This is a genomic window from Scandinavium sp. M-37 (genome assembly GCF_043558715.1).
GTDB lineage: Bacteria > Pseudomonadota > Gammaproteobacteria > Enterobacterales > Enterobacteriaceae > Scandinavium > Scandinavium vulneris_A.
The window spans coordinates 1-20,291 of the sequence record NZ_JBIGIN010000017.1 but is presented as its reverse complement, the minus strand read 5'-3'; the positions used below and the strand labels follow the sequence as shown (position 1 = coordinate 20,291).

The 20,291-nt window shown below is 54.0% G+C and carries 17 protein-coding genes; 11 read left to right on the top strand and 6 right to left on the bottom strand.

Translation table 11 applies throughout. The features are described from left to right. Window positions 1–3 precede the first annotated feature (3 nt). Window positions 4–1,089, top strand: a complete 1,086-nt coding sequence (locus ACG0Z5_RS13695; RefSeq protein WP_394448121.1) for an ABC transporter ATP-binding protein — start codon at window positions 4–6, stop codon at window positions 1,087–1,089. A 60-nt stretch (window positions 1,090–1,149) separates the two neighbouring features. Next, entirely contained in the window at window positions 1,150–2,061 is a 912-nt protein-coding gene (locus ACG0Z5_RS13690) for an OmpG family monomeric porin (protein WP_394448120.1), read from the top strand. 32 nt (window positions 2,062–2,093) lie between these two features. On the opposite strand, the gene ACG0Z5_RS13685 is transcribed toward ACG0Z5_RS13690, so the two are convergent. Continuing rightward, complete coding sequence (locus ACG0Z5_RS13685) at window positions 2,094–3,104, bottom strand: LacI family DNA-binding transcriptional regulator (RefSeq protein WP_394448119.1); 1,011 nt, start codon at window positions 3,102–3,104, stop codon at window positions 2,094–2,096. A gap of 150 nt (window positions 3,105–3,254) precedes the next feature. Here ACG0Z5_RS13685 and ACG0Z5_RS13680 point away from each other — a divergent pair, with 150 nt between their 5' ends. The 3 genes from ACG0Z5_RS13680 to tyrR all read left to right on the top strand — a co-directional run bounded on the left by ACG0Z5_RS13680 (window position 3,255) and on the right by tyrR (window position 7,410). Next, complete coding sequence (locus tag ACG0Z5_RS13680; RefSeq protein ID WP_394448118.1) at window positions 3,255–4,652, top strand: YcjX family protein; 1,398 nt, start codon at window positions 3,255–3,257, stop codon at window positions 4,650–4,652. After that, complete coding sequence (locus ACG0Z5_RS13675; protein WP_394448117.1) at window positions 4,649–5,698, top strand: TIGR01620 family protein; 1,050 nt, start codon at window positions 4,649–4,651, stop codon at window positions 5,696–5,698. Before ACG0Z5_RS13680 ends, ACG0Z5_RS13675 begins: the two co-directional genes overlap by 4 nt. Before the next feature lie 170 nt (window positions 5,699–5,868). Next, window positions 5,869–7,410: a transcriptional regulator TyrR gene (tyrR, locus tag ACG0Z5_RS13670; RefSeq protein ID WP_394448116.1), complete on the top strand. Its 1,542-nt coding sequence runs from the start codon at window positions 5,869–5,871 to the stop codon at window positions 7,408–7,410. Between the two features lie 40 nt (window positions 7,411–7,450). On the opposite strand, the gene tpx is transcribed toward tyrR, so the two are convergent. Continuing rightward, window positions 7,451–7,957: a thiol peroxidase gene (gene tpx, locus ACG0Z5_RS13665; RefSeq protein ID WP_394448115.1), complete on the bottom strand. Its 507-nt coding sequence runs from the start codon at window positions 7,955–7,957 to the stop codon at window positions 7,451–7,453. A gap of 115 nt (window positions 7,958–8,072) precedes the next feature. Between tpx and ycjG the strand changes: the two genes are divergently transcribed. Next, on the top strand, window positions 8,073–9,038 hold the full coding sequence (ycjG, locus tag ACG0Z5_RS13660; protein ID WP_394448114.1) for an L-Ala-D/L-Glu epimerase: 966 nt from the start codon (window positions 8,073–8,075) through the stop codon (window positions 9,036–9,038). A gap of 282 nt (window positions 9,039–9,320) precedes the next feature. Here ycjG and mpaA read toward each other — a convergent pair whose 3' ends face one another. Then, complete coding sequence (gene mpaA / locus ACG0Z5_RS13655; RefSeq protein ID WP_394448113.1) at window positions 9,321–10,058, bottom strand: murein tripeptide amidase MpaA; 738 nt, start codon at window positions 10,056–10,058, stop codon at window positions 9,321–9,323. 198 nt (window positions 10,059–10,256) lie between these two features. Between mpaA and ACG0Z5_RS13650 the strand changes: the two genes are divergently transcribed. Beyond that, window positions 10,257–11,873 carry an ABC transporter substrate-binding protein gene (locus tag ACG0Z5_RS13650; protein WP_394448112.1) on the top strand — a complete coding sequence of 539 codons (1,617 nt, stop codon included), beginning with the start codon at window positions 10,257–10,259 and terminating at the stop codon, window positions 11,871–11,873. A 73-nt stretch (window positions 11,874–11,946) separates the two neighbouring features. Here the strand turns inward: ACG0Z5_RS13650 and ACG0Z5_RS13645 are convergent, their stop codons facing one another. Continuing rightward, window positions 11,947–12,456, bottom strand: a complete 510-nt coding sequence (locus tag ACG0Z5_RS13645; protein WP_394448248.1) for a phenolic acid decarboxylase — start codon at window positions 12,454–12,456, stop codon at window positions 11,947–11,949. 95 nt (window positions 12,457–12,551) lie between these two features. On the opposite strand from ACG0Z5_RS13645, the gene ACG0Z5_RS13640 reads away from it, so the two are divergent. Together ACG0Z5_RS13640 and ACG0Z5_RS13635 are read left to right on the top strand one after the other, a co-directional pair. Continuing rightward, a complete protein-coding gene (locus ACG0Z5_RS13640) occupies window positions 12,552–13,409 on the top strand; it encodes a LysR family transcriptional regulator (protein ID WP_394448111.1) in 858 nt (285 codons plus the stop codon). A gap of 79 nt (window positions 13,410–13,488) precedes the next feature. After that, a complete protein-coding gene (locus ACG0Z5_RS13635) occupies window positions 13,489–13,701 on the top strand; it encodes a hypothetical protein (RefSeq protein WP_394448110.1) in 213 nt (70 codons plus the stop codon). 59 nt (window positions 13,702–13,760) lie between these two features. On the opposite strand, the gene ACG0Z5_RS13630 is transcribed toward ACG0Z5_RS13635, so the two are convergent. Together ACG0Z5_RS13630 and ACG0Z5_RS13625 are read right to left on the bottom strand one after the other, a co-directional pair. Next, window positions 13,761–14,993, bottom strand: a complete 1,233-nt coding sequence (locus tag ACG0Z5_RS13630) for a diguanylate cyclase (RefSeq protein ID WP_394448109.1) — start codon at window positions 14,991–14,993, stop codon at window positions 13,761–13,763. Between the two features lie 68 nt (window positions 14,994–15,061). Further along, window positions 15,062–17,176 carry a putative bifunctional diguanylate cyclase/phosphodiesterase gene (locus ACG0Z5_RS13625; RefSeq protein ID WP_394448246.1) on the bottom strand — a complete coding sequence of 705 codons (2,115 nt, stop codon included), beginning with the start codon at window positions 17,174–17,176 and terminating at the stop codon, window positions 15,062–15,064. A gap of 437 nt (window positions 17,177–17,613) precedes the next feature. On the opposite strand from ACG0Z5_RS13625, the gene ACG0Z5_RS13620 reads away from it, so the two are divergent. Together ACG0Z5_RS13620 and zntB are read left to right on the top strand one after the other, a co-directional pair. Continuing rightward, window positions 17,614–18,783, top strand: a complete 1,170-nt coding sequence (locus ACG0Z5_RS13620; RefSeq protein ID WP_394448107.1) for a methyl-accepting chemotaxis protein — start codon at window positions 17,614–17,616, stop codon at window positions 18,781–18,783. Between the two features lie 225 nt (window positions 18,784–19,008). Then, a complete protein-coding gene (gene zntB / locus ACG0Z5_RS13615) occupies window positions 19,009–19,992 on the top strand; it encodes a zinc transporter ZntB (protein ID WP_394448105.1) in 984 nt (327 codons plus the stop codon). The last annotated feature ends 299 nt before the right edge of the window (window positions 19,993–20,291 follow it).

The following is a 20,291-nucleotide window of genomic DNA, read 5'->3' as shown; positions in this document are numbered from 1 at the left end:
TCTATGGCTCAACTATCACTGCAACATATTCAGAAAATTTATGACAACCACGTGCACGTGGTGAAAGATTTCAATCTCGAGATTGAAGACAAAGAGTTCATCGTGCTGGTCGGGCCGTCAGGCTGTGGGAAATCCACCACCCTGAGAATGATTGCCGGGTTGGAAGCAATCAGCCACGGCGAGTTAATGATTGATGGTGTGCGGATGAACGACGTTCCGGCGAAATCGCGCAATATTGCGATGGTTTTCCAGAACTATGCGCTGTATCCGCACATGACGGTATACGACAACATGGCCTTTGGCCTGAAAATGCAAAAGATTGCGCCGGAAGTCATTGAAGAACGCGTCAGTTGGGCGGCACAAATTTTGGGGTTACGCGAGTACCTGAAACGCAAACCGGGCGCACTCTCCGGCGGGCAGCGTCAGCGTGTGGCACTCGGGCGGGCAATTGTGCGGGAGGCGGGGGTGTTTTTGATGGATGAACCGCTGTCCAACCTCGATGCCAAGCTACGCGTGCAGATGCGGGCTGAAATCTGCAAGCTGCATCAAAAGCTCAATACCACCATGATTTACGTCACGCATGATCAAACCGAAGCCATGACCATGGCGACGCGGATCGTTATCATGAAAGACGGGATCGTACAGCAGGTGGGGGCGCCGAAGCAGGTCTATAACCAACCGGCAAATATGTTTGTTGCCGGGTTTATTGGCTCACCGGCAATGAATTTTATTCGAGGGGCTATCGATGGCAGCGATTTTGTCACCGAAACCCTACGGTTGCCGATCCCGGCGGACAAGATGGCGGTGCTCAACGCCGCGGGATACCAGCGCAAAGCTATTGTGTTAGGTATTCGTCCAGAAGATCTGTTAACCAGCACCGAATCGAATTTACCTGTCGCGGCGCGCATTACCGTGGCGGAATTAACCGGGGCAGAATTTATGCTGTATATCACCATCGGCGGTCATGAACTGGTGGTTCGCGCCCCGTCTACCTGTGATTATTCTGCTGGCGACACGATAGCGCTGTCATTCGATATGGCGAAAAGTCATTTCTTTGATATTGAAAGTGAGTTCGCTATTCACGGATAAAAGAAAATAAAAAATCAGGGAGGATGTCATTCCTCCCATTCTTAACTTAGGGTGAAAATTATGAACACACTACCTCGGTGTGCAGCACTGCTATTGGGTGCCTGCACTCTCACTGCTTATGCAGAAAATAACGACGGCTGGAAATTTAATATTGGCGCGATGTATGAAAGCGAAAATATTGAAGGGCAAGCCGATGATCTGGACGGCTTATACGAGCCGTCAGTGTGGTTTAATGCCTCTACGGGGCCGTGGAAGATATCGCTGGCAATGTATCAGGAAGGTCCGGTTGATTACAGTTCCGGCACACGGGGAACCTATTTTAATCGGCCTGAACTGGAAATTCGTTATCAGGTGCTGGATAGCGATGATTTCACGCTTGGCCTGACCGGCGGTATTCGTAATTATGGTTATCATTTTAAAGATGAACATAATAAAGAGGCGGGAACCGCTAACATGCAGCGTTATAAATTCCAGCCAGACTGGAACCTACGTATAACGGATGACGTGCATTTTAACGGTTGGCTGGCGGCCTACCAGTTTGTGAATGACCTCGATCAAACCGGTTATGCTGACAGCCGGGTCGAAACCGAAACCGGGTTTACCTGGAAGCTGTCGGAGTCAGTATCGCTCCAGACCAATTATTATCTGGAGCGCGGTTTTAATCTCGATAAGAGTCGTAATAACGGGGAGTTTTCTACCCAGGAAATGCGCATCTATATGCCTGTTTCATTCGGCTCGACCACGCTAACCCCGTATACCCGGCTCGGTCTCGACCGATGGACAAACTGGGACTGGCAGGACGATCCGACCCGAGAAGGTCATAACTTCAACCGTCTGGGTTTACAATACGCCCACGATTTCGATAATGGCATTTCCGTTTCGCTCGAATACGCTTATGAGTGGGAAAACCACGATGAAGGCGATGATGACCGCTTCCATTACGCTGGCGTGGGTATTAATTACGCATTCTGAAGCCAATAAAGCCGGAGGCAAACCTCCGGCTTTTATGCCAGTGAATCGGTCAATGACACACGGGTGGAAACAATCACCCGTCGTGGACCGGGCTTACCGGAAATACACTGGAAAAGCCGATCGCAGCTTTTCATCCCCAGCTCGTAGGTCGGCACATCAATCCCGCCCGGCGCCGGAGATAAAATAAACGACAGCGTTTCGTTGCTGTATCCGACCACCGCCAACTGCTGTGGGATCTGAATACCTGATTCATATGCCGCCCGGTACAGGCTCACCAGTTTCATGCTGTCGGTGGCGAAAACCGCATCTGGACGCGGTTCCATCGCGAGCAGTTTCTTCGCCGCCACCAGCGCGGTTTCATGGGTATAACCGCTGTCGATTATCCACTCTTCGCGCAGCGGAATGTGGTGCTGGTTGAGGCTCTCTTTATATCCCGCCAGCCGATCAACGGAAACGTGATAATCCAGCGGGGCATGCAGACAGGCGATATTATTATGCCCGCGAGAAATCAGGGCGTTGGTCAGGGCAATGCTGTCCTGATAATTATCGGTATCGACGGAATAGACGTTTTGATAATCCCCTTCAACTTTACCAATCACCACCACCGGAATTTGATAGTCATCGATCCGCGTGAAAAAGGATTCATCGGCCGGAGAACTCAGCATAATGATCCCTTTGATCATCTTTTGCCGTATTTTGCTCTCGCATTTAAGCAAGTCATCTTCCGTACTGCGCGAGGTCTGTAATATCACATCAAAGCCTTCTTCCTCGGCACGGGAAGTAATGGCATGCAGCACTTCGGCAAAGAAAGGATTACCGGCCGTGGTTTTGGTTGAGCGCGTGGAAATGACCATAATGGCGTCAAAGCCGGAGGACGTTAACGCCCGGGCAAGCTTATTCGGCTGATAATTAAGATCCTTAATCGCTTTCTGCACTTTTTCCAGCGCCTCGGGCGAAATATTGGTTTGATTATTCAGTACGCGCGAGACGGTAGATTTTGAAACGCCAGCAACCCTGGCAATATCATATATGGTCGGTGACATACACCTGTCGAGCTCCATCGTAGAGTCAATCAGATGCATCTTACTGGAGAAAAAGCCTGAAATACAGCGAAGTGCGGTTGATAATTCTCTTAACGGACCTCATGTCATGTATCCTGAAGGACAGGCGAGACACGGACAAACGGGATGGCGATGAAGCGACTCAAAAGCGAATTCAATGCACTGGTCAACCGCGGCGTAGACAGACATCTGCGCCTGGCGGTGACCGGGCTTAGCCGGAGCGGGAAAACAGCGTTTATTACCGCGATGGTCAATCAACTGCTGAACCTACACGCAGGTGCGCGTTTGCCGCTGCTGAGCGCGGTGCGTGAAGAGCGCCTGCTCGGCGTCAAACGGGTGCCGCAGCGTGATTACGGCATCCCGCGTTTTACCTACGATGAAGGACTGGCGCAGCTATACGGCACGCCGCCGACGTGGCCGACGCCGACCCGCGGGGTGAGTGAAATCCGCCTGGCGCTGCGTTTCCGCTCCAATGACTCCTTACTGCGTCATTTCAAAGATACCTCCACGCTATATCTGGAAATCGTCGATTACCCGGGCGAATGGCTGCTGGATTTGCCGATGCTGGCGCAGGACTACCTGAGCTGGTCGCGACAGATGACTGGACTCCTGACCGGGCAACGCGCCGAATGGTCGACGCGCTGGCGTCAACTGTGCGAGGGGCTTGATCCGCTGGCCCCGGCAGATGAAAACCGTCTGGCGGAAATCAGCCAGGCGTGGACCGAATACCTGCACATCTGCAAACAGGAAGGGCTGCACTTTATCCAGCCGGGGCGTTTCGTGCTGCCGGGTGAGATGGCGGGGGCGCCTGCACTCCAGTTCTTCCCGTGGCCGGATGTCGATGCGGTGGGTGAGGCCCGGCTGGCACAGGCGGATAAACACACCAACGCCGGCATGTTACGCGCGCGTTTTGACTACTATTGCGAACATGTGGTTAAAGGGTTCTATAAAAATCACTTCCTGCGATTTGACCGCCAAATTGTGCTGGTCGACTGCCTGCAACCGCTGAACAGCGGGCCGCAGGCGTTCAACGATATGCGCCTGGCGTTGACGCAGCTGATGCAAAGTTTCCATTACGGGCAGCGGACCCTGTTCCGCCGCCTGTTTTCCCCGGTTATCGACAAACTGTTGTTTGCCGCCACCAAAGCCGATCACGTCACCGTCGATCAGCATGCGAACATGGTTTCGCTCCTGCAGCAGTTAATTCAGGACGCATGGCAAAATGCGGCCTTTGAAGGCATCAGCATGGACTGTCTGGGGCTGGCGTCAGTGCAGGCGACGCAAAGCGGGCTGATTGACGTCAACGGTGAGAAAATCCCTGCGCTACGCGGCAACCGCCTGAGCGATGGCGAACCCTTGACCGTCTATCCCGGCGAGGTTCCGGCACGTTTACCGGGCCAGGCGTTTTGGGAAAAGCAGGGCTTTCAGTTTGAAGCGTTCCGCCCACAGGCGATGGACGTCGACAAACCGCTGCCGCACATCCGTCTGGACGCGGCGCTGGAGTTTTTGATTGGAGATAAATTGCGATGAGCGAACCGTTAAAACCGCGTATCGATTTCGCCGGACCGCTGGAAGCGGACAAAATGGAGCACCTGCGTGGCGCGCAAACTTTTGAACAGATCCAGGCTGAGAGCTTTGCGCCGGCGGTGGTTGATGACGGGCTGGAAGACGACGGCCAGGCTGAGGCCGTCATTGAAGCGGCGCTGCGCCCGAAACGCAGCCTGTGGCGACGGATGGTCACCGCCGGGCTGGCGATATTTGGCGTCAGCGTGGTGGCCCAGGGCGTACAGTGGACGATGCACGCCTGGCAAACCCAGGACTGGGTGGCGCTCGGCGGTTGTGCCGCCGGGGCGTTGATCGTCGGGGCGGGCGTGGGTTCAGTGGCGACGGAATGGCGGCGCTTATGGCGCTTGCGCCAGCGGGCGGAAGAGCGCGATGAAGCCCGTGATCTGCTGCACAGCCATGGCACCGGCAAAGGTCGGGCGTTCTGCGAACAGCTCGCGGCACAGGCTGGCATCGACCAGTCCCATCCAGCGCTCCAGCGCTGGTATGCGGCAATCCACGAAACCCAGAATGACCGGGAAGTGGTGACGCTATACGCCCATCTGGTCCAGCCGGTGCTGGACGCGCAGGCGCGACGTGAGATCAGCCGTTCCGCTGCCGAATCGACCTTAATGATTGCCGTCAGCCCATTGGCGCTGGTGGACATGGCATTTATCGCCTGGCGCAATCTGCGCTTAATCAACCGCATCGCCACGCTGTACGGCATCGAACTGGGTTACTACAGCCGCTTGCGCCTGTTCCGTCTGGTGCTGCTGAATATCGCCTTTGCCGGGGCGAGCGAGCTGGTACGCGAAGTCGGAATGGACTGGATGTCGCAGGATTTAGCCGCACGTCTGTCGGCCCGTGCCGCGCAGGGGATTGGTGCTGGATTGCTGACCGCCCGTCTGGGCATTAAAGCGATGGAAGTGTGTCGCCCACTGCCGTGGATCGACAACGACAAACCGAAGCTCGGCGATTTCCGTCGCGAACTGATTGGGCAACTGAAAGACACCATTAACAAACGGCCTTCTTAAAGGGAGGCTGTACCCGATTTCCCTTGTCCCTTTGTGCGTTACTCCGGCAACTTTACGGCAAGGTGCTTGATTTTCCGCCATACTGTCAATAATTGTTGACAGCTATCTTCCCGCAGGCCGAGAAGTGGCTTATCATCCATTCGTTATTGGCTATGAGGGTGAACCTTCCCATGCGTCTTGAAGTTTTTTGTGAGGACCGCCTTGGTCTGACCCGTGAATTGCTCGATCTCCTGGTGCTGCGTGGTATTGACCTGCGCGGGATCGACATTGACCCCATTGGCCGAATTTACCTGAATTTTGCGGAACTGGAATTCGACAATTTCCGCACGCTGATGGCGGAAATCCGCCGGATCGCCGGTGTGACCGACGTGCGCACGGTGCCGTGGATGCCGTCCGAGCGTGAACATCTGGCGCTGAGTGCGCTGCTGGAAGCAATGCCAGAACCGGTGCTGTCGCTGGATACCAAGAGCAAAGTGGAGCTGGCCAACCCGGCGAGCTGCCAGTTGTTTGGTCAGTCTCAGGACAAACTGCGCAACCACAACGCCGCCCAGCTGATCAACGGTTTTAACTTCCAGCGCTGGCTGGAAGGCTCTCCGGTGGAGTCTCACGCCGAACACGTTGTTATCAACGGCCAAAATTTCCTGCTTGAAATCACCCCGGTGACGCTGGAAGGCGAAAATGCCACCCGCGTGCTGATGGGGGCGGTGGTGATGCTGCGTTCGACATTACGCATGGGTCGCCAGCTGCAAAACATGACCACTCAGGACGTGAGTGCATTCAGCCAGATAATTGCCGCCAGCCCGAAAATGCGCCATGTGGTTGAACAGGCACGCAAACTGGCGCTGCTGAGTGCGCCGCTGCTGATCGTCGGCGATACCGGCACCGGGAAAGATTTGCTGGCCAACGCCTGTCATCTTGCCAGCCCACGCGCGCAGAAGCCGTATCTGGCGCTGAACTGTGCGTCTATCCCCGAAGATGCGGTAGAAAGCGAGCTGTTCGGCCACGCGCCGGAAGGCAAAAAAGGCTTCTTCGAGCAGGCGAACGGCGGGTCGGTGCTGCTGGACGAAATCGGTGAAATGTCACCGGGAATGCAGGTCAAACTGCTGCGCTTCCTGAATGACGGCACTTTCCGTCGGGTCGGGGAAGATCATGAGATCCATGTCGATGTGCGCGTCATTTGCGCCACCCAGAAGAACCTCGTTGAACTGGTGCAGAAAGGGCTGTTCCGCGAAGATCTCTACTATCGTCTCAACGTGCTGACCCTGAATCTGCCGCCGTTGCGCGACCGTCCGCAGGACATCATGCCGCTGACCGAGCTGTTCGTTGCCCGTTTTGCCGATGAGCAGGGCATTGCCCGTCCTAAACTGGCGGCTGACCTGAACACCGTCCTGACCCGTTACGGCTGGCCCGGTAACGTGCGTCAGCTGAAAAATGCCGTTTATCGCGCCCTGACACAGCTGGATGGTTATGAGCTACGTCCGCAGGACATCCTGTTGCCGGATTACGACACCACCACGGTGGCCGTGGGTGAAGATGCGATGGAAGGTTCGCTGGATGATATCACCAGCCGTTTTGAACGGTCGGTGCTGACACAGCTTTATCGTAGCTATCCAAGCACGCGGAAGCTCGCCAAACGCCTGGGCGTTTCACACACGGCGATTGCGAATAAGCTGCGGGAATATGGATTAAGTCAGAAGAAAAGCGAAGAGTAAGTGAGATGCCGCCTTCAGCGATGAAGGCGGCATTTTTTTATCAGGCTTTCAGCGCGTCCAGCGCAGCAGCGTAGTCTGGCTCGTTGGTGATTTCGTTCACCAGTTCGCTCAGCACCACGTTGTCATTTTCATCCAGAACGATGACCGCACGAGCAGACAGACCTTTCAGCGCGCCTTCTGCGATACCTACGCCATACTGCTGCAGGAATTCTGGCGCACGCAGGGTGGACAGGGTAACAACGTTGCTCAGGCCTTCTGCGCCGCAGAAGCGAGACTGGGCGAACGGCAGGTCAGCAGAAATGCACAGCACCACGGTGTTGTTCAGTTCGGTTGCCAACTGGTTGAATTTACGCACGGATGCAGCGCACACGCCGGTATCAATGCTCGGGAAAATGTTAAGCACTTTACGTTTACCAGCGAACTGGCTGAGTGCGACGTCGGAGAGATCCTTGGCAACCAGTGTGAATGCTGGTGCTTTGGCGCCCGCCTGCGGAATGGAGCCCTGAACGGAAACGGGGTTGCCCTGGAAATGCACAGTTTGTGACATGATTATCTTCCTGTTTACATATAGTTAACGTCGCCGCTAGTGTATGACATCCACTGTTAACACGGCAAATCCTTTTAGTGCGGGTAAATCGCGCTGGTAAATCGAGGTGCAGGGAATGAGAAGTTTGAGAGTGTACGAAGAAGCCTGGCCGCTGCACACGCCGTTCGTCATCTCGCGCGGGAGCCGCAGCGAGGCGAAAGTGGTGGTGGTCGAAATTGAAGAAAATGGCGTCAAAGGCGTGGGGGAATGCACGCCGTATCCCCGCTATGGCGAAAGCATTGCTTCGGTGATGGCGGAGATTGTCAGCATTGGCGAACAGCTGGAGTCAGGCCTGACGCGTGAGGCGCTGCAACAGCTGCTTCCGGCTGGGGCTGCGCGTAATGCGGTGGACTGCGCGCTGTGGGATCTGCAAATGCGTCAGTCGGGCCGCTCACTGGCGCAGCTGGTGGGCAGCGAACTGGCCTCCAGCGTAACGACGGCGCAAACCGTGGTGATTGGCACGCCGGACCAAATGGCGAACAGCGCAAAAGCCCTGTGGGATAAAGGCGCGCGCCTGCTGAAGGTGAAACTGGATGACCATCTGATCAGCGAAAGAATGTTCGCCATTCGTGCCGCGGTGCCCGAGGCAACGCTGATCGTCGATGCCAATGAGGCCTGGCATAGCGATGGGCTGGCGGCACGCTGTCAGCTATTGGCGGATCTTAACGTGGCGATGCTCGAACAGCCTTTACCAGCTTCAGAGGATGGAGCCTTGGCGAACTTTATCCATCCACTGCCGATTTGCGCCGATGAAAGCTGCCACTCGCGTGAAAACCTCGCCCGACTGAGCGGTCTCTACGAGATGGTTAACATCAAGCTCGACAAAGCCGGGGGCTTAACCGAGGCGCTGGCGCTGGCGGCGGAAGCGAAAGCGCAGGGGTTCGGGCTAATGCTGGGCTGTATGCTGTGTACGTCGCGCGCGATTAGCGCCGTGTTGCCGCTGACGCCGCTGGTGCGCTTTGCCGATCTGGATGGCCCGACCTGGCTGGCGGTGGATGCCGAACCCGCATTGCATTTTGACGCCGGTACGCTATACCTGTGAGGGTGACCATTTATTTTTAAACGAAATCAGGCACAAAACGATTATCCATCATTTGAGCTGCGCGTTTAGCATACGGCTGTCACGACTTTGAAGGTGTAGAAAAGATGATTGACTGGGAAGACGATAGCGTCGCAACGCAAGACGTATTAATCAAGCAACTGATTGATACTGTAGGTGTTGTTGTGGTTGTTGCTGTAGTAATAGCGGTTTTTTGCCTCATCTAAAGCACCAACACTGCGAAGAAAAACCCGCACTGCGTGAGCCGTGCGGGTTTTTTTGTCGCTATTTGGGCGTCCTGGACGTCACCTTAGATTCAGGATGCCAGTGCAGGAGTGCGGTCATCGCCGCCAGGTATTTCTCGCTGGCCTCGTCGGAGGAAATCGGCGGGAACTCGGCGGTGATACAGTGCAAACCAATATCCGCGCACCAGCTGCCAAACGAGCCCGGCGTGGCATAGCCGACGCTGGTCACCAGCGGCAGTTCGAAGGCGTCCGCCAGCCATTTGCCGAGCGCGGTTTGCTGCGGATCTTCAATACAGGCCAACGGGTCGTGGAACGACACTACCCACGCCGGATGAATTTTATGGATCAGCTGACACAGCGCATCGGTTTCGGGTTCTGAACCCGGTTTATCGCCGGTCAACAGCACCACGTCACGGCTCTCGGCGGAGCTGTTCCAACGGTAGACCGTTTCCCCGGCTTTCCAGTTCGCTGCCGGAAAATTGCGGTTGAGATCGACCCCGTTGGCGTTAGCGCGCAGGCCTAACTGGCAGCCGTCCGGATTGACCGTCAGCACCACATGATGACGGCGCAGGTCGGAGGCGAGGGTGCGCAGCGCACAGGATAGGGTGACGATCGATGAGTTTTCATCGCCGTGGGTACCCGCAATGATTAATCCGCTGTTATGGTCGGCAATTGGCGCGGGAAACCAGATCAGTGGCGCACCCAGCAAGGAACGGCCATAGTGTTGAGTTCCAGGCGGAAACGCGCCGCGCTGTTGGCGTGGTCGGGTGGAAGACATGCTTGATCCTGCTTTATTGTGTTGTTTCTGGCAGTGTTGTTTAAAAACCATCGATAATCAAACAGTTTCCTTTAGGCAGTTTCTGAAACCTTTTCGCTATATCCTTCAACATTTCGCCACAAGTCGTTTGCAATTCTTCCTGCTGAAACAAATAATTACCGACTACGTTGGTTGGGTTATTTGAATCAAGGGGATCCCATGAAGTTTCCTGTATCGTCTATCTGTTTTGCGCTGGCGCTGAGTGGCGTGTCTTCTCTTTCTTTTGCGGCCGATGTTCCGCAGGGAACCGTTCTGGCGCAGCAGCAGACGCTGGTTCGCCACATCAAGGATGAACCGGCCTCGCTGGATCCCGCGAAAGCGGTCGGGTTACCCGAGATTCAGGTGATCCGCGACCTGTTCGAAGGTCTGGTCAATCAGGACGCTAAAGGCAACATCGTGCCTGGCGTAGCGACCAAATGGCAGACCAATGACAACCGTACCTGGACCTTTACTCTGCGCGATGACGCGAAATGGTCAGACGGGACGCCGGTGACCGCCCAGGATTTCGTTTATAGCTGGCAGCGTCTGGTTGACCCAAAAACCACCTCGCCGTTTGCCTGGTTTGCCGCGCTGGCAGGCATTACCAACGCACAAAATATCATCGACGGCAAAGCGACTGCTGATAAGCTCGGCGTGACGGCGATTGATGCCAAAACCCTGCGTGTTCAGCTCGACAAACCGCTGCCGTGGTTCGTTAACCTGACGGCCAACTTCTCGCTGTATCCGGTGCAAAAAGCCAACGTTGACAGCTCTCCAAACTGGACACGGCCTGGTCAGTTGGTCGGCAATGGGGCCTACGTGCTGAAAGAGCGGGTGGTCAACGAGAAGCTGGTTGTAGTGCCGAATGCCCACTACTGGGATAACGCGAAAACGGTCATCAAGCAGGTGACGTTTGTGCCGATCAACCAGGAATCGAATGCCACCAAACGCTATCTGGCAGGTGACATTGATATCACCGAATCTTTCCCAAAAAATCAGTATCAGCAGTTGCTGAAAGACATTCCGGGCCAGGTGTATACCCCGCCACAGCTTGGCACCTATTATTACGCGTTCAACACCCAGAAAGGGCCAACCGCCGATTCCCGCGTGCGTCTGGCGCTGAGCATGACGATTGACCGCCGCATCATGGCTGAAAAAGTGTTAGGCACCGGTGAGAAACCGGCCTGGCGTTTCACCCCGGACGTGACTGCGGGCTTCAAGCCACAACCGTCAGCGGCAGAAAAGATGAGTCAGGAAGAGCTTAATGCACAGGCGAAGACCCTGCTGCAGGCGGCAGGCTATGGCCCGAACCGTCCGTTGAAGCTGACGCTGTTGTACAACACTTCAGAAAACCACCAGAAAATTGCGATTGCGGTGGCGTCAATGTGGAAGAAAAATCTTGGCGTGGATGTGAAGTTGCAGAACCAGGAGTGGAAAACCTATATCGACAGCCGAAACACCGGTAATTTCGATGTGATCCGTGCCTCCTGGGTCGGAGATTACAACGAACCGTCGACCTTCCTGTCACTGCTGACCTCTGCGCACAGCGGCAACATCTCACGCTTCAACGATCCGGCGTATGACAAAGTGCTCAACCAGGCGACGCTGGAATCTACCGAACAGGCGCGTAATGCAGACTATAACGAAGCCGAAAAAATCATCGCCGCGCAGGCTCCGATTGCGCCGATTTACCAGTACACCAACGGTCGGCTGATTAAGCCATGGCTGAAGGGTTATCCTATCGAAAACCCGGAAGACGTGGCCTATAGCCGCACGATGTACATCATCAAGCATTAATCTCCATCGTAAAAACAGCAGGCGCGGTCTACTCCGCGCCTGCTGCCTTTCTGATACTGCTTAACGTTTGCGATTAACGCAGATTCTGCGGGAAATCAGCCGGGAGTTCGCTGGCGGCGCAGGCGATGACGCTGTCGTCATCCGGGCCACAGTCGCGGACAAAGGTGATGGTGGCGAACTCATCAATCACTTCTGTCGGATAGGCAGGGCCTGCATCACGATAGGATTCCATCAGCGGAATATGATCGTTCTGGAAACAAACCGTTTTTTCCGGATTATTCATCACCCAACGTGGGAAGAAGATAGTGCCGTGGAACAGTTTATCGCCGAGATTCACAATCAGGCTGACGTCGGTCCCGGTCGGTTCGGTCCATGAGATTTTGTAGGTGCTTTCACCGACGCGGACAATCCATGCATGCTGATCTTTAACCCAACGATTGCCGACCAGACCGCTGTGAATGCGGTAATCAAGGGTGGTGCCGTTTTTGACGTAAATCTCGTAATTCCAGCCATTATCATAGGTATACACCAGATGTTTGCCGATAAAGCCGCTTAAATCATGTTTGTCGAAGTTGCTCATAATGTGTCTCCTTGTTTTGATGAAGTTATCTTAGTCCTTTAAAATTCAGATGAATAACGCTAATTTATGATGAAATTGATTCAATAATCAGATTGTTTATGCAAAAGACAACCCTCGAACAATGGGCGATCCTTGAAAAAGTGATTGATTTGGGCAGCTTTGCCAAAGCGGCAGAGGCTTTACACCGAAGCCAGTCCTCGGTCAGCTACAACCTGTCACTGTTGCAGGAGAGACTCGGCGTGACGTTGCTCATCCCACAAGGACGCCGGGCGGTATTAACCCCGGCGGGTGAACTGCTGCTGAGCCGCGTCAGGCCGCTACTGAACGCTTTTTCACACGTCGAAATGCGGGCCGCTGATTTGCAAGATGGCATGCGTAGCCGTTTGAGTCTGGTCGTCGACAGTATTTTCCCTCGCGGGCGACTGTTCGCCATTCTGCGTAAGTTTCAGCAGGCCTACCCACGCATTCAGGTGCAGCTCACCGAGGTGTTGGAGAGCACCCAGCCGGATGCGGAGGCGTTTGCCGAGGCGGATATCATGATTGTCACCCGCCGTCAGGATGTGAACGGGCGCGGGGAGTGGCTGATGAACATTGATTTCATCGCCGTCGCCCATGCCGATCATCCGCTGTTTACCACGCCAGAACCGTTAACGGAGGAAATTCTGAACCTGTATCCGCTGGTCAGGATTGCCGACAGCCGGGATGTGTCGTTGCCCGCGGGCGATGCGTGGACGTTTTCCACCGTAGATGCGGCTATTGAGGCGGTGACGTCCGGGGTGGGTTACGGCTGGTTACCGCAGGCGCACATTCAGGCCCAACTAGAAAAGGGCATTCTCAAACCCTTACCGCTAAGCCACGGGTCGCGCCGGGCCACGCCGTTACACCTGATTATCCGAGAAGAGCGGGTGTCACCCGATGAGGCAATGAATCATTTTTTGGACCTGCTTAAGGAATAATCAAAAACCCTTCTGTGGATGTGGATAATCGCGCAACTGCCGTCTACGCTTAGTAAAGTATCCTGTATCAGGAGGGGATATGTTGACGCATTCTGAAGCCAAACGATGGGCCGCTATCATGCTTAAATCCGCGCTTTGCGATGGTATGAAGGCAGAAGAGATATTCAGGCAAGTACATCTGGTCTGCGATAAGCATGGGAAGGAGTGCCTTGAGGAGTTGATTGAGGAAATTCTGGTGGAAGCGGGGCGCATTGGTCCTCAGCACAGTTCTGGGGAGTACAAGCAACATTAACGCCACCTGTACATGAAAACCGCCTGCGTTGTGCGAGGCGGTTTTTTTTGTGCTTGTCACTAGGCGGCGAGTACCTTATTGCGCCCGTCATTTTTTGCCTGGTACAACGCGTTATCCACCCGTTTAAATAATGCATCAATGGTTTCGTCCGCCTGATGCCGGGCAACGCCGATGCTGATGGTGAATTCGGGCAGGTCATCGCCATTCAGTTTGGTCACGCCGTCACGTAGGCTTTCCGCCACCGTCAGCGCGGTATCCAGCGCCGTGCGCGGGAGCAGCAGAACAAATTCATCACCCCCCCAGCGGAAAATGAAGTCGCCAGCGCGGCTGCAGGTTTCGAGGACTCGCGCCAGCTGCACCAGCACTTCATCACCTTTCAAGTGGCCGAAATGGTCATTAATGGTTTTAAAATTATCGGTGTCGACCAGCAGCAGACAATAATCACTTTTCAACGGAAGATGCCGCGCGGCCTGGCCTTCGGTGAGGGCATAAAACTGTCGGCGGTTTAGCAACCCGGTCAGCGCATCGTGCTGTGCGGCGAATTCCAGTTCCTGTTCCAGACGCTTTTGCTCGGTAATGTCGTGAATGATGCACAGCATCAATCGGTCGCCGCCTATCATGATTGGCCCGGCATAGGTTTGCACGTGGCGGGTTGAGCCGTCAGCCATCTTGTGAACGAAATACAGCGGTTTATGGCCGCCGGGCAGCCGAGCAATCTCAGCCATCACCGGCAAAACCTGACGACCCAAAGTATTGATTTCCCAGGTGTGCTTTTGACACATTTCTTCCCGGCGATAGCCGTAGAAACGCAGGGCGGCGAGATTGGCATCAACGATCAACCCATCCCGAACCGTATCGATAAGCAGCATCGGTGCGGTGGTGGTCATGAAAAAACGCTGGTAGAAATTCTGCCGACGCGATTGGTAACCGGGGGCGCGGACGGCATTTTCCAGTGTTGCAGGCGGAATGTTTGCGCCTTCAAACAGGATAGCGGGGGGCCTGCCGGGTAAGTTGAGCAATGATAATCTGCAGCGCAGGGGGATATCGCCGTTGTCGCTCGTGACAGTCCAGATCTCAACGATTTCATGCAGGTGCCGAAGATCGTTCAGATAGAGCGAGAGCCGGTTCTGCGCGCAGGCTGAGAGGGCGCCAAAGCGCAGTGACGCTAATGCACTTTCGCCCATCAGCGCCTGTGCGGCATGGTTGGAAAAAATTAAATGCTCATTAAATGGGTCAACCACCCAAACCGGTGTGGTCAGGAAATGGTACGCGGATAATTCGGCTGGCATCATGCATTATCTCCCCGGGCGCACTTTTCTCCGCCACCGGCACGTATTAAACATAATGCAATATTATGTGTTCACGCCTGCTTTTTTTGTGCGGCGACAAGCACTGTTGTGACACTGATATTTTTACTGCTCTCAATTTGCGCCAGAAGTTGCGGGATCTCCTTTGCGGGCAGCGCTTTGGCAAACAGGAAACCCTGTAAGTAGCCGCAGCCGAGACTGGTTAACAACTGCTGCTGATCCTGCGTTTCAATCCCTTCCGCCACCACGTTCATGTTCATGGAATGGGCGATATCAATAATCGTGGCCACGATTTTGACGTTTTTACTGTTATCGCGAATATCACGCACAAAACTTTTGTCTATTTTCAGTTCGCGGGCGGGCAAGTTTTTCAGGGTCAGCATGTTCGAATATCCGGTGCCGAAATCGTCGATAGAGACGGTGATACCCATGCGATTAAAATCGTTAAGGATAGTGATGCTGCGATCGAGATTGCGCAGGGCAGTGCTTTCCGTCAGCTCAATGGTCAGGCGCGACGGCGGCACAGCGTGGCGAGCCAGCGCGCCACAAATGGTGTCGTAAATGTCATGTTGCTCAAATTGCGCAGCGGATAGGTTAATCGACAGGCCCCAGTCGGTATGACCCTGGTCACCCCAGTGGCGCAGCTGCAAACAGGCCTGGTCGATAACCCAATAGCCGACAGATATCATCAGCCCCGTTTTTTCCAGAGTGGCGAGAAACACCTCGGGCAACAGAACGCCCTTCGCCGGATGACGCCAGCGGAGCAGAGCTTCAAAACCGAAAATGGTTTTGCTACTGGCGTGATACTTGGGCTGATACCACAGTTCAAACTGATCCCGCTCCAGCGCCTGGGTTAAATCCTGAAGGAACTCGGCACCTTCCCAGGCTTTTTGTACCATTTCAGGATGATAAATCGCCCAGCCGTTACGACCTTGCTGCTTGATGTTGTACATTGCCGTATCCGCGCGAAGCTTGAGTTCCTGTAACGTTCTGCCGTGTTCCGGGAACAGGCTGATGCCCGCGCTGAGCGAGACCTGGAGGATTTGCCCGGCCTCATAAAACGGGCGACGAATGCACTCCACCATGCGGGTGGCTAAATCTTCTATGTCGCCATGATCGGCGTCCGGCACCAGCAAAATAAACTCATCGCCGCCCAGTCGGGCGAGGGTCATTTTCGGTGTCAGGCAGGCGCTGATACGGTTGGCGACGGAAACCAGCAGATGGTCACCGACGTGATGGCCCCAGGCATCGTTCACCAGCTTGAAACGATCGAGATCCATGAAGAACAGTGCAAATGGCGTTTGGGTGAGCTGAGATTGTTGCAGGCAGGCTTCAAGGCGCATATCAATCTGGCTACGGTTTGCCAGCCCCGTGAGCCCATCAAATCGTGCCTGTTGCTCGAGCTGCCGGTTGAGCTGTTGCAGGTTTTCGGTCAGGCGATTAGTACGCAGCTGTGAATCAATCATCGAAATAATCAGCATCACCCCGAGGATCGCCAACGTCGTCGCTGAGACCCAGATCGAGAGCCCGAGTTCACTCACTCCGCCGTTCATGTAATGCCCGCTGTCTTCAAATTCAGCCGCGCTCATACCGGTGTAGTGCATGGCGGCGATAGCAATGCCCATCACTACGGCGGCCGTCATGCGATTAATTAGCACACCTTTGCTGTTAAGCCGCAGGCTGAATGCCAGCCACAGGCCTACCCCGGAGGCAACGATCGCAATAACGACAGACAGCATCACCAGCCCATAATTCCAGCGAATAGTGTCTTCCATCATCAGCGCCGCCATGCCGACATAGTGCATTGTCACCACGCCGCTGCTGAGGATAGCGGTGGCGAGGCACAGACGCTGTGGCGATAAGACATTGCCGTTGACGGCAATATTAATCGATAGCGTGGCGGCAACGATGGCCACCAGCAGGGAAATGGCGGTGATGATAAAATCGTATTGCATCATCATTGGCATTTTCATCGCCAGCATGCCAATAAAATGCATCGACCAAATACCAATACCTAAGGTGGCTCCCCCGGCGAGGCGCCAGAAAAGTGCGGCATTTTTATTGCAGGCGGCAATTTTCGCCGCACTGTCCAGCGCAACAAATGATGAAATAAAAGCGACTAAAAATGAAATACCGACCAGAACCGGGTCCCACGAAACGTACAGCATCATGCAATCCACGTATTTTCAAGGTTGTTAACGTAATGTAACAGTAAATTCCAAAGCGATGCCATGAAATAAAACGGAAGAAAGGGGGTATTTCCTTCGATTGATTCTACATCAGTGGTTTTTTCTCAAGCCTGTTACCTGAACGTGCAAAAAACAATCTGAGATTTAAGTGTGGCTGCAACACACCTGTAGCACCAATAAAATCTCGTGCTTTTTGTGGGTGTTTCCCTGTGATAATCTCCCGGCTTATGGTCTGAATACAGTAGGTTTCAGAACATTCCACCTATCGTAGGCGGTTTATATAGATAAATACTTTGCCAAAGCCAAACTCGCCATTTTTAACCGTGAAGATTAATTTCTCACGGCAATCATATTGAATTAGCGAAGGCAGGTGCTATAAACATATAACCCCTCCGAGTATCTCTGTGAGTCTGATTATGTTAAGAAACATTAGTGTCAGAACCTTCATATTGATGTTTTTACTGGCAACTTTCTTAATCATTGATGTTTTAGCGATCTTGTTATCCGCCAGCATAGCAATAATGGTGATGTTTAATATCGGCTGGCTGGTGGCAATATCATTATTATGGCTTTATATGACCAAATATTTGGTGACGCCCATTAATGCAGTGAAAAGGAGCATTGATGAAGTGACATCAGGTAATTTATCCGTGCATATCCCTGAATTTGGAAATAACTGCGCCGGGCGTTTAATTCCCGGCATTAATAGTTTATCGAGCAATATCTCAACCCTGGTGTCAGAAATTCGCACGTCGTCTCAAACGGCAATGACGCTGTCTGAGCAACTGGCTAACCGCAGCGCGGAGTTATCGGTGAAAACCGAGCAGCAATCTGCCACCCTGATGCAGACGGCGTCCAGCATGGAAGAGATTGCCGCCAGTACCAAAAACAATGCCGAAAATACCCGCCTTGCCAGCGGCCGTGCGGGCGATGCTACGCTGTGCGCGCGCAGAGGCGGCGAACTGATGGGTGATGTGGCCACTAATATGCAGTCCATTACCGACTGCGCACGTCAAATGACGGAAATCATCGGCATGATTGATGGTATTGCATTCCAGACGAATATCCTGGCGCTGAACGCGGCGGTGGAAGCGGCGCGGGCGGGCGATCATGGGAAAGGTTTCTCTGTGGTGGCAGGGGAAGTTCGTAATCTGGCGCACCGTAGCGCGGAAGCAGCAAAAAGTATTAAAACCCTGATTAGCGTCACCAGCGATAACGTGACCCAGGGAGCCAACATAGTGGCCGAGGCTGAGAAAAATATGCAGGAGATTGTGTCGGGTTCTGGCCTGCTGAGCAATCTGATGGAACAAATTTCCTGCTCAACGTTGCAACAGGAAAAAGGCATTGAACAAATTACCCTGGCGCTGTCGGAACTGGAAAAAGTAACCCAGAGTAACGTTGCGGTGGTGGAAGAACTGGCCGGTTCGTCGGATGTGTTAAAACATCAGGTGGTGGAATTGCAGACCCGGACGCGTAATTTCCGGCTTGGTAATGAAGCTCCGGCGACAATCGCCCCCGCCGCGTCATCAAAATCAGTGCCGGTGGCTGCCGCTAGCGGTGACCAAAACTACTGGCACTCATTTTAATATTACCCGTTAGTCATTCAGCGGGTCTGCATATAGCAGGCCCGTTTTAATTTGTTCACTCGCCCATTTCACCTCCGCTAACGATTTGCACATTGCGCAATAGACCCTCGTGCCAGATAATTCTGCTTTCATGAATAAATTCAGAGCGATGCCCGGGCAGTGTTTTGCGTATTAGTCTCACGGGGCTAGAATTCATTGCATAAGCAAATGATTAATGGAGGCGTTGTGGAAGCCATTATGGGAGCCGATGTGAACGTACCAGATGCCGTATTTGCCTGGATGCTGGACGGGAAAGGTGGGGTGTTACCGGTGCACGACGACAGGGTTATCGATAAAGACAACCCATGCTGGTTACATCTCAACTATACCCAGCCTGAAAGCGCAAAATGGCTGGCCAGTACGCCGTTGCTGCCGAACAGCGTGCGCGATGCGCTGGCGGGAGACAGTCTGCGCCCACGCGTGACCCGGGTCGGGGAAGGCACGCTGATTACGCTGCGCTGCATTAATGGCAGCACCGATGAACGGCCCGATCAGCTTGTCGCCATGCGTGTGTACATGGATGAGCGCTTGATTATCTCTACGCGTCAGCGAAAAGTGCTGGCGCTGGACGACGTGGTGAAAGATCTGGAAGAGGGCACCGGCCCCACGGATTGCGGCGGCTGGCTGGTGGATGTGTGTGATGCACTGACCGATCACGCCAGTGAATTTATCGAAGAGCTGCACGATAAAATTATCGACCTTGAAGATAATCTGCTCGATCAGCAAATCCCGCCACGCGGTTTTCTGGCGCTGCTGCGTAAACAGCTGATTGTCATGCGCCGCTATATGTCTCCGCAGCGCGATGTGTATGCGCGTTTATCCAGTGAGCGTTTCCCGTGGATGACGGACGATCATCGCCGCAGAATGCAGGACATTGCCGACCGTCTCGGTCGCGGGCTGGATGAGATTGACGCCTGTATCGCCCGAACGGGCATCATGGCCGATGAGATTGCGCAGGTGATGCAGGAATCGCTATCACGCAGAACCTACACCATGTCATTGATGGCGATGGTCTTTCTACCCAGCACCTTCCTCACCGGTTTGTTCGGCGTTAACCTCGGAGGTATCCCCGGTGGTGGCTGGCAGTTTGGCTTCTCGCTGTTCTGTATTGGGTTAGTGGTGCTGATTGGCGGTGTTACGTGGTGGTTACATCGCAGTAAATGGTTGTAAAAAATCAGCTTTATGCTTGTCGGCAGACCTAAAAACGCCGCTAACTTTGAGCGAGGTCAATAAACACGCTACCCATTCAGGGCAATATCTTTCTCGCAGGTGAATGCAACGTCAAGCGATGGGCGTTGCGCTCCATATTGTCTTACTTCCTTTTTTGAATTACTGCATAGCACAATTGATTCGTACGACGCCGACTTAGATAAGTCGGCTTTTTTTGTGCACAGAAAACCCCCAGCTAGGCTGGGGGTTCCGTAAAGCTTTCAGCTTTGAGCCAGTTATCAAAACCCCTTTTGATTTGT

Bases quoted from the DNA above. Each gene is read 5' to 3' on its own strand.
- ACG0Z5_RS13695 (WP_394448121.1), top strand. From the start codon at position 4: ATGGCTCAACTATCACTGCAACATATTCAGAAAATTTATGACAACCAC.
- ACG0Z5_RS13690 (WP_394448120.1), top strand. From the start codon at position 1,150: ATGAACACACTACCTCGGTGTGCAGCACTGCTATTGGGTGCCTGCACT.
- ACG0Z5_RS13685 (WP_394448119.1), bottom strand. From the start codon at position 3,104: ATGTCACCGACCATATATGATATTGCCAGGGTTGCTGGCGTTTCAAAA.
- ACG0Z5_RS13680 (WP_394448118.1), top strand. From the start codon at position 3,255: ATGAAGCGACTCAAAAGCGAATTCAATGCACTGGTCAACCGCGGCGTA.
- ACG0Z5_RS13675 (WP_394448117.1), top strand. From the start codon at position 4,649: ATGAGCGAACCGTTAAAACCGCGTATCGATTTCGCCGGACCGCTGGAA.
- tyrR (WP_394448116.1), top strand. From the start codon at position 5,869: ATGCGTCTTGAAGTTTTTTGTGAGGACCGCCTTGGTCTGACCCGTGAA.
- tpx (WP_394448115.1), bottom strand. From the start codon at position 7,957: ATGTCACAAACTGTGCATTTCCAGGGCAACCCCGTTTCCGTTCAGGGC.
- ycjG (WP_394448114.1), top strand. From the start codon at position 8,073: ATGAGAAGTTTGAGAGTGTACGAAGAAGCCTGGCCGCTGCACACGCCG.
- mpaA (WP_394448113.1), bottom strand. From the start codon at position 10,058: ATGTCTTCCACCCGACCACGCCAACAGCGCGGCGCGTTTCCGCCTGGA.
- ACG0Z5_RS13650 (WP_394448112.1), top strand. From the start codon at position 10,257: ATGAAGTTTCCTGTATCGTCTATCTGTTTTGCGCTGGCGCTGAGTGGC.
- ACG0Z5_RS13640 (WP_394448111.1), top strand. From the start codon at position 12,552: ATGCAAAAGACAACCCTCGAACAATGGGCGATCCTTGAAAAAGTGATT.
- ACG0Z5_RS13635 (WP_394448110.1), top strand. From the start codon at position 13,489: ATGTTGACGCATTCTGAAGCCAAACGATGGGCCGCTATCATGCTTAAA.
- ACG0Z5_RS13630 (WP_394448109.1), bottom strand. From the start codon at position 14,993: ATGATGCCAGCCGAATTATCCGCGTACCATTTCCTGACCACACCGGTT.
- ACG0Z5_RS13625 (WP_394448246.1), bottom strand. From the start codon at position 17,176: ATGCTGTACGTTTCGTGGGACCCGGTTCTGGTCGGTATTTCATTTTTA.
- ACG0Z5_RS13620 (WP_394448107.1), top strand. From the start codon at position 17,614: ATGTTAAGAAACATTAGTGTCAGAACCTTCATATTGATGTTTTTACTG.